This is a genomic window from Pseudomonas sp. P5_B3 (assembly GCF_056400405.1).
Genome location: NZ_JBFULI010000099.1, coordinates 1 through 8,793 on the forward strand (window position 1 = coordinate 1; position 8,793 = coordinate 8,793).

Sequence of the window (8,793 nt, forward strand, 5' to 3'; positions counted from 1 at the left end):
GATCAGAAATCGCAGGCTGGCATCGCTCGCGACTTTGTCGGATCAGAAATCGCAGGCTGGCATCGCTCGCGACTTTGTCGAGGGCGAGGATCAGTTCGCGGATCATTTCAGCGTTGAAGGCGTTGTTCTTTTCTTCACGGCTGAGCCACAGCGTGGCAAAACCACGGGGGTCGGTCAGCAGTTCGAGGGTGTTGAAGTCGCTCATATTCGTCCGTCTCCACGGCACTTGTAGGAGCGAGCTTGCTCGCGATGGACGTTAACGATAACGCGCGCTTTCTGATTTAACGCGCCGCCCTTTAGTCCATCGCGAGCAAGCTCGCTCCTACAAGTGCCGTGGAGACGGACGAATATGAGCGACTTCAACACCCTCGAACTGCTGACCGACCCCCGTGGTTTTGCCACGCTGTGGCTCAGCCGTGAAGAAAAGAACAACGCCTTCAACGCTGAAATGATCCGCGAACTGATCCTCGCCCTCGACAAAGTCGCGAGCGATGCCAGCCTGCGATTTCTGATCGTGCGCGGTCGCGGCAAGCATTTCAGCGCCGGCGCCGACCTGGCCTGGATGCAGCAATCGGCCGAGCTCGATTACGCCACCAACCTCGATGACGCCCGGGAACTGGCGGAGTTGATGTACAACCTGGCCAAACTGAAAGTCCCGACCCTGGCAGTGGTACAGGGCGCGGCCTTCGGTGGCGCGCTGGGCCTGATCAGTTGCTGCGACATGGCCATCGGTACCGATGACGCGCAGTTCTGCCTGTCGGAAGTGCGCATCGGCCTGGCGCCGGCGGTGATCAGCCCGTTCGTGGTGCAAGCCATCGGCGAGCGCGCGACCCGTCGTTATGCCTTGACCGCCGAGCGTTTCGGCGGGCAACGGGCACGGGAGATTGGTTTGTTATCCGAGAGCTACGCAAGCGCCGAGCTGGAACAGAAAGTCGAGCAGTGGATCGACAATCTGCTGCTCAACAGTCCGGCCGCGATGCGCGCCAGCAAGGATCTGTTGCGCGAAGTCGGCGACGGCTCATTGAACCCGGCATTGCGCCGCTACACCGAAAACGCCATCGCCCGCATTCGTGTCAGCCCCGAAGGCCAGGAAGGCTTGCGTGCCTTCCTGCAAAAGCGTCCGCCGAGCTGGCAGGCCGAATCCACCAAGGAGCCCCGCTGATGAGCGCACCTGTCCTCACCACCCTGCTGGTGGCCAACCGTGGCGAAATCGCTTGCCGGGTGATGCGCACCGCCAAGGCGCTGGGCCTGACCACCGTGGCCGTGCACAGCGCCACCGACCGTGACGCCCGACACAGCCGCGAAGCCGACATTCGCGTCGACCTGGGTGGCAGCAAAGCCGCCGACAGCTATCTGCAGATCGACAAACTGATCGCCGCCGCCAAGGCCAGCGGCGCCCAGGCGATTCACCCCGGCTACGGCTTCTTGTCGGAGAACGCCGGGTTCGCCCGCGCCATCGAAAACGCCGGTCTGATTTTCCTCGGCCCGCCCGCCTCGGCCATCGACGCCATGGGCAGCAAGTCCGCGGCCAAAGCCTTGATGGAAACCGCTGGCGTGCCGCTGGTGCCCGGTTATCACGGCGAAGCCCAGGACCTGGAAACCTTCCGCACCGCCTGCGAACGCATCGGCTACCCGGTGCTGCTCAAGGCCACCGCGGGTGGCGGCGGCAAAGGCATGAAAGTGGTCGAGGACGTCAGCCAACTGGCCGAAGCCCTGGCCTCGGCCCAGCGCGAAGCGCAATCGTCGTTCGGCGACTCGCGGATGCTGGTGGAGAAGTACCTGCTCAAGCCACGTCACGTGGAAATCCAGGTGTTCGCCGACCAGCACGGCAACTGCCTGTACCTCAACGAACGCGACTGCTCGATTCAGCGCCGTCACCAGAAAGTCGTCGAAGAAGCGCCAGCACCTGGCCTGAGCCCGGAGCTGCGACGCGCCATGGGCGAAGCCGCTGTGCGTTCAGCGCAGGCCATCGGTTATGTCGGTGCCGGCACCGTTGAGTTTTTGCTGGATGCGCGGGGCGAGTTCTTCTTCATGGAGATGAACACCCGCCTGCAAGTGGAACACCCTGTCACCGAAGCCATCACCGGCCTCGACCTGGTGGCCTGGCAGATTCGCGTGGCTCGTGGCGAAGCGTTGCCGATGACGCAAGACCAGGTGCCGCTGATGGGGCACGCGATCGAGGTGCGGCTATATGCCGAAGACCCGGGCAATGATTTCCTGCCGGCAACCGGTCGCCTGGAGCTGTATCGCGAATCCGCCCAGGGACCGGGGCGTCGAGTGGACAGCGGTGTTGAAGAAGGCGATGAAGTTTCGCCTTTCTACGACCCGATGCTCGGCAAGCTGATTGCCTGGGGCGAGGACCGTGAACAGGCGCGTTTACGCCTGCTGAGCATGCTCGACGAATTCGCCATCGGCGGGCTGAAGACCAACATCAATTTCCTGCGGCGCATCATCGGTCACCCGGCATTTGCCGCTGCCGAACTGGATACCGGCTTCATTCCGCGCTATCAGGAGCAGTTGCTGCCGACGCCTGCGCAACTCAGCGATGATTTCTGGCAGGCCGCCGCCCAGGCGTTTGCCCAGAGCCAACCGCCTGCAACCCGCGCCGATGATCCGAGTTCGCCATGGGCGGCGCGTAATGGCCTGCGTGCCGGTTTGCCGAGAGCAATCACCCTGCACCTGAGTTGTGAAGGCCAGGACCGGGCGCTGACGCTGGGCGACATCAATGCCCACAGCGCTCGGCTCAAGGGTGAGCAGCTGCTGACCGAGCAGGCTGGTGTGCGCCGTCAACACCGCGCAATACGCCGTGGCGAACAGGTGTATTTGCAATGGGATGGCGAGTTGCGCCGCATCGAGGCTTACGACCCGATCAGCGCCGTCGAGGCCAGCCACAGCCATCACGGCGGGCTGACCGCACCGATGAACGGCAGCATCGTCCGTGTGTTGGTGGAGGCCGGGCAATCGGTCGAAGCCGGGGCGCAATTGGTGGTACTGGAAGCGATGAAAATGGAGCACAGCATCCGCGCGCCCCACGCCGGGGTGATCAAGGCGCTGTATTGCCAGGAAGGCGAGATGGTCAGCGAAGGCAGTGCACTGGTCGAACTGGAAGACGCGTGAAATGAAGATCGGTCCTACGCATCACGAGGACCGATCCGATCAGAACCTGGCTGTTGCCTGAACCACTACACCGATGATTCGACATTCGTCGGTGTACAAGGCTTTCGGATACGTCGGATTGAGCGGGACCAGATAACGCTGCCCGCCCTCTTCGATGAGCTTGCGGAACGTGGCTTCGGTGCTGTCCGGCCACTGGGCAATGACCAGTTTGCCGGGCACCGCTTCCACCGCCGGGTCCACCAGGATCAGCATGCCTTGCGCAATACTGATACCAGTGGGCGCGGTCATCGCATCACCTGACACTCTCAACCAGAATGCCGGTCCCTGCGCGTGATAATCGGACAACTCAAAGTGCCCTTTCCCATACACCGCGACCTCGCCATCGCGCACTTCGGCAGGTTCGCGCCAGTCACTGACCGGGTAGCGGAAGTACGGATTGTACTTATGTGTCAGAGGGATTTCGTCGTCCGTTGACGCCTGCGGCTCCCGGATTACCAGCGCCACTTCGAGAAACTCAAGGCCCAGCGCCCGCAGGACACGGTTCATGTCTTCGATGCCGGGTTCACGACGTTTGTTGAGCCAGTGGCCAATGCCGCCCTGGGACATCCCGAGGCGCTCGGCGAGTATCTCTTGAGTGATTTTGAGTTCACTCATCTTGGCCTTGACCAATTCAATCCATTTATCCATGTGCGGCACGATACGTGTGTGACTCCGGCCATCAAAACACAAATTGTAGTATTTAAATTATCGTCACAAATACAGTTCGTATTAGGATCAATTCACGGATCTGAATCTAACACGGAGCTTGCCATCGCCATGAACCCACCCGCCAATGACCTGCCAGACATGCAAATCGACACCACCCTCACCTCGCCCCAGGGCTCAGCGGCGGCACAACGCGCGCTGGACTATTACTTGAAACCAGCTATTTCGGAGGAAGTGGCCGAGCCGCGTTTTTTTGATGTGAACCGCAATATCAGCGGCGAAGAGGCGCTGGTCCATGCTTTGGACCTGTTGCGCTGTGCTGCCGCCACCGCGTACGAGTCAGCCAATCACCTGCAAGGCGCGAACCGTGACCTGGCATTTTCGACGGTGCACATGATCGACATGGCCAAGGCAATGGTCGATCGATCACTGGAGGGGTATGCAAACGGCTGAGGTGGAATCGCAAACAAGGAGGACAGGAAAGAATTTTCCTATCGAGCAGGCAAATTCGTTTGACTTGCAAACGAGAATGATTATTATTGCATCAACTGGTCGCGAGATCAGTCGATGGACCAGGTGACCTTAGGTCGGTCTCCTGGACTATCTCCTCATCAGGCTAATCACGGTTTTTGACCCGGCTTTTTGCCGGGTCTTTTTTTGCCAGTTTTTCTGGCTTTGGCTTCAGGCTAATGAAGTCTTCATGTGTCGCAAATTCGATGGCGCGGATGATATCAAAAGAATACCAGTTGGCAAGAGAAGCCCGGCACCATGGGTTCAAACCAGCGACAGGCAGCACTTGAGAGTCAGTCACACAGTCTCTAAGCTGCGGCGGCGTCAAGGAGGACGCCCCCCAACTCCTCGCCCTCTCTCGTGTTCTTCAATACACCGCTATATGTGAGTCCGTTCGTGGCTCTGTCCCGCCGCATAACACGCCGGTTTCAGGGTCGCGCAAGATAATTTGGCCACGCCCGTAACTGGTGAGATCGCTCGCCACCTGAACCTCGTGCCCGCGACGCGCCAGTGCCGCAACCATATCCCGCGAAGCGTCCTGCTCAATGCCCACCTTCATGCCCCCCAACCATTGCCAACGCGGTGCGTCCAGCGCGGCTTGAGGGTTGAGTCCGAAATCCACCAGATTCATGACCATCTGCACATGTCCTTGCGGTTGCATGTAGCCGCCCATGACACCAAAGGGGCCCATCGCTTCACCGTCTTTTGTAAGGAACCCTGGAATGATGGTGTGGAAGGTCTTTTTGCCAGGCGCCAGGCAATTGGAATGCCCGGGATCAAGACTGAACTCTTCACCGCGGTTTTGCAGGGCGATACCGCTGTCGGGCAATACCACGCCGGAGCCAAAGCCGTGATAGTTGCTCTGGATGAACGAAACCATGTTGCCCTCCGCATCGGCGGTGGCCAGATAGACCGTACCACTGGCGTGGGGATCACCCGGCAGGGGCGCCACGGCCTGCTCACCAATCCGCGCCCGGCGATGAGCGCAATAGTGGTCGCTAAGCAAATCGTCCGCCGCCACCCGCATGTGCTCCGGATCGGTGATGTAGTGCAAACCATCGCTGTAGGCAAGTTTCATGGCCTCAAGTTGACGATGCCAGGTCTGCTGGCTGTCGCGATGATCGAAGTCAAAGCCCTCGAGAATCTTCAACGCCATCAACGCCACGAGTCCCTGACCGCTCGGTGGAATCTCCCAGACGTCGACACCACGATAGTTAACCTTGATCGGCTCAACCCACTGAGCGCGGTAGTCCTGCAAATCACTGGCGCGCAGATAGCCGCCCGTGGCCCGCGAATGCTCATCCAGCCTCTGCGCCAGCGCGCCACGGTAAATACTTTCGCACTCGGTGGCGGCCAATTCGCTCAAGGTCCGTGCCTGGGCCGGGTTACGGAACAGTTCGCCGGCGCGGGGGGCACGGCCTTCGATCAGGAAGGTCTCGAACCAGCTCTCGAGCACGTCGCTACGGTCGGAAGTGAAATCCTCCAGCGCGGTTTGCCACTGCAAGGCGACCACTGGCGAAACGGGAAATCCGTCCCGCGCCAGACTGATCGCCGGCTGCAGCAAGTCCGCAAAGGGCAGACGACCGAAACGCCGGGACAATTGCGCCCAGGCCGACGGGCAGCCAGGAACAGTGACAGGCGTCCAGCCATGCAGCGGCATTTTTTCATGGCCGGCCGCTTTCACTGCCTCAATGCTCAGGGCTTGCGGAGCGGCGCCGTTGGCAGCCAAGCCATGCAGTTTGTCTTGGGTCCAGACCAAGGCAAAAGCGTCACCACCAATACCACAACCGGTGGGCTCGACCACCGTCAATGCTGCTGCCGTGGCGATGGCCGCATCGATGGCATTGCCGCCGCGACGCATCATTTCAATCCCGGCTTCGGCGGCCAGTGGCTGAGAGGCGGCGACCATGCCGCGCTTGGCGAAAACGCTTTGACGTTGTGAGGTATAGGGATACTCATGGGCAGAAAACTTGAACATGGCAGGACTCACACAAAAGTAATGTTCATAAAAATCTGTAGGAGCGAGCCTGCTCGCTCCTACAGCACGCGGCTGAGGAACGCCCGGGTACGGGCATGGCGGGGTTGGCTGAAGATCTGTTCGGGTGGACCCTGCTCGATCAGTTCGCCTTGATCGAGGACCACCACCCGATCGGCCACTTCGCGAGCAAAACCCATTTCGTGGGTGACCACGACCATGGTCATGCCCTCCTCGGCCAGTTCCTTCATGACTTGCAGCACTTCACCCACCGTCTCCGGGTCAAGGGCGCTGGTGGGCTCGTCGAACAACATCGCCAGGGGTTTCATGGCCAGCGCCCGGGCGATGGCCACCCGCTGCTGCTGCCCACCGGACAGCATCGAAGGGTAGTGATCCGCCTTCTCGGCCAGCCCGACCCGCTTGAGCAACGCCCGCGCCTGCTCCACCGCTGCCGCGCGAGGCACGCCGAGCACATGGATGGGCGCCTCGATGATGTTTTCCAGGGCCGTCATGTGCGGGAACAGATTGAAGCGCTGAAACACCATGCCGATGTCCCGGCGCTGACGCGCAATGTTGCGCTCCGAGTCCCGGACCAGGCTGCCATCGGCACGGGTGCGGTAACCCATGGGCTGGCCGCTGACACGGATTTGCCCGGACTGAATGTCCTCCAGCAGATTGATGCAGCGAATAAAGGTGGTTTTGCCCGAACCGGAGGCGCCGATCAGCACCACCACTTCACCCCGCTTCACTTGCAGCGAAATGCCCTTGAGAATTTCCAGGTCACCAAACGACTTGTGAATATCCAGCGCTTCGATGACCAGCTCTTCACTCATGTGTGCCATCTCAACGCCCTCTCAACAGTTTCATGGTGTTGCGACCGAACATTCGGCTGGCGGCCGGAGCCGGACGATCGGATTGGCCGAAACGCGCCTCGAGCCAGCGCTGGAAAAAGCCCCAGAGCGTGGTCAATGCCAGGAAGTAAATGGCAACAACCAGATACAACTCGAACACCCGGAAGGTCGCCGAGGTCACCATTTGCGTACTGAGCAACAACTCCTGCACGCCGATCACGCTGACCAGCGTGGTGTTTTTCAACATCACGTTGAACTCGTTGCCCAGCGGCGGAACGATGACCCGGAAGGCCTGGGGCAGCACGATACGGCGCATCAACCTGGGGAACGTCATGCCCAGGGACCGTCCGGCTTCGTACTGCCCCTTGTCCACCGCACCGATGCCGGCCCGAATGATCTCGGCCATATACGCGCCTTCGTTGAGGCCCAGGGCGATGATCGCGGCCTGAATGTTGCCCGGCACGATGAACCAGCCGAGGTCCAGGTCTTCGAAGCGGAAAATGCCACCGGCCGCCAATGCCGTGTACAGAAACACGATCTGCACCAGCAGCGGCGTGCCGCGCATCAGCCAGACATAAAAGCGCACCGGGTATTGCAACAGCGGGTTACTCGACAGTTTCATCAACGCCGCGATCAACCCCAGCACACAGCCGAGCAACATCGCCGACACACTGATCAGGCACGTCAGCCACAACCCCGTCAGGTAGACATCACTGGGCTGTAACAGGTATTGCCAGAACACATCCCAATTGAAGTTCATCAGGTTCGTCCTCAGTCCAGTTTGTCGCTGCTGACATGCCATTTACTGAGGAGCGCTTCGTAACTTCCGTCGGCACGCATGCCTTGCAAGACTTCGGTCAATGCGACAGTCAATTGCGGATCACTTTTGCGCACACCGAAACCGGTCAGGATGCGGTTGAAAGCAGGCACCGCTGATTGAAACAAGTCAGGGGCCAGTTGCTGGTAATGACCGGCAGACTCGACCGTGGTGCCGAAAGCGTCCACCTGGTTGATGCGCAAGGCCTGGAATGCATCGGCGTCGACGTTGTAGACCACCAGCTTCATCGGTGCCTTGCCGGCCGCTTCGAGTTTTTCGTTCTCTTTGCCCAGCAGCACGCGGATGGTTGAACCATTACTGACCGCGACCTTGAGCCCCGATAAATCTTCCAGCGTGTTCACTGATTTCGGATTGCCTTTGGGCACCACGATGGACTGGCTGGAATACATGAAGTTGACGATGTCGATCACCTCACGGCGTTCGGGCTTGTCGAACAGTTGATCGACGATCATGTCGCACTGTTGCGCCAACAGCGCCGGGATCAGCCCGGCGAATGGAGAGATCCGCCATTCGACTTTTTTGTCACCCAGGCGCTGGGCAATCGCCTCGCCCATATCCACCTGAAGGCCGACCGGTTTTTGCTTCAGATCAAACGACACCAGCGGTGGCGAATCCATGCCGGAGCAATAGACGATTTTCTCGCTCTTGCTTAATCGCTCGGGAAGTTCAGGAGTCGCCAGCGCCCATTGCGAGCAGAGGCTTAAGGAAAGGACAGCAGCTAACGCGCAAGGCTTGTGCATGGCAATACTCCAGGTGGCTGCAACGAATGTCCGGTAGGAGCTGCCGCAGGCTGCGAT

Annotated in this window: 9 protein-coding genes and 1 pseudogene; 3 read left to right on the forward strand and 7 right to left on the reverse strand. The window is 60.1% G+C overall.

Annotation, left to right across the window (positions count from 1 at the left end; all coding sequences use genetic code 11):
* A pseudogene (locus AC1DRN_RS29345) lies at positions 1 to 205 on the reverse strand (hypothetical protein); the annotation flags it as partial.
* 144 nt (positions 206 to 349) lie between these two features.
* Here AC1DRN_RS29345 and AC1DRN_RS29350 point away from each other — a divergent pair.
* Positions 350 to 1,162, forward strand: coding sequence for a gamma-carboxygeranoyl-CoA hydratase (locus tag AC1DRN_RS29350; protein WP_223461501.1), 813 nt, complete (start codon positions 350 to 352; stop codon positions 1,160 to 1,162).
* A complete protein-coding gene (locus AC1DRN_RS29355; RefSeq protein WP_223461499.1) occupies positions 1,162 to 3,117 on the forward strand; it encodes an acetyl/propionyl/methylcrotonyl-CoA carboxylase subunit alpha in 1,956 nt (651 codons plus the stop codon). Before AC1DRN_RS29350 ends, AC1DRN_RS29355 begins: the two co-directional genes overlap by 1 nt.
* A 39-nt stretch (positions 3,118 to 3,156) precedes the next feature.
* Here AC1DRN_RS29355 and AC1DRN_RS29360 read toward each other — a convergent pair whose 3' ends face one another.
* On the reverse strand, positions 3,157 to 3,804 hold the full coding sequence (locus tag AC1DRN_RS29360) for a LexA family protein (RefSeq protein WP_223461496.1): 648 nt from the start codon (positions 3,802 to 3,804) through the stop codon (positions 3,157 to 3,159).
* Between the two features lie 129 nt (positions 3,805 to 3,933).
* On the opposite strand from AC1DRN_RS29360, the gene AC1DRN_RS29365 reads away from it, so the two are divergent.
* Positions 3,934 to 4,275, forward strand: coding sequence for a DUF6124 family protein (locus AC1DRN_RS29365; protein WP_223461644.1), 342 nt, complete (start codon positions 3,934 to 3,936; stop codon positions 4,273 to 4,275).
* Between the two features lie 163 nt (positions 4,276 to 4,438).
* Here AC1DRN_RS29365 and AC1DRN_RS29370 read toward each other — a convergent pair whose 3' ends face one another.
* The 5 genes from AC1DRN_RS29370 to AC1DRN_RS29390 form a co-directional block, all read right to left on the reverse strand.
* The gene (locus AC1DRN_RS29370) at positions 4,439 to 4,633 is read right to left on the reverse strand and encodes a hypothetical protein (RefSeq protein WP_223461494.1); all 195 of its coding nucleotides are present in this window, start codon (positions 4,631 to 4,633) and stop codon (positions 4,439 to 4,441) included.
* 66 nt (positions 4,634 to 4,699) lie between these two features.
* The gene (locus tag AC1DRN_RS29375; RefSeq protein WP_223461492.1) at positions 4,700 to 6,310 is read right to left on the reverse strand and encodes a gamma-glutamyltransferase family protein; all 1,611 of its coding nucleotides are present in this window, start codon (positions 6,308 to 6,310) and stop codon (positions 4,700 to 4,702) included.
* 59 nt (positions 6,311 to 6,369) lie between these two features.
* A complete protein-coding gene (locus tag AC1DRN_RS29380; protein WP_223461490.1) occupies positions 6,370 to 7,149 on the reverse strand; it encodes an amino acid ABC transporter ATP-binding protein in 780 nt (259 codons plus the stop codon).
* A gap of 1 nt (position 7,150) precedes the next feature.
* Positions 7,151 to 7,918: an amino acid ABC transporter permease gene (locus AC1DRN_RS29385; RefSeq protein ID WP_223461488.1), complete on the reverse strand. Its 768-nt coding sequence runs from the start codon at positions 7,916 to 7,918 to the stop codon at positions 7,151 to 7,153.
* A gap of 11 nt (positions 7,919 to 7,929) precedes the next feature.
* Positions 7,930 to 8,736 (reverse strand): ABC transporter substrate-binding protein, encoded by an 807-nt coding sequence (locus tag AC1DRN_RS29390; protein WP_223461486.1) that lies wholly within the window; start codon positions 8,734 to 8,736, stop codon positions 7,930 to 7,932.
* Positions 8,737 to 8,793 lie beyond the last annotated feature (57 nt).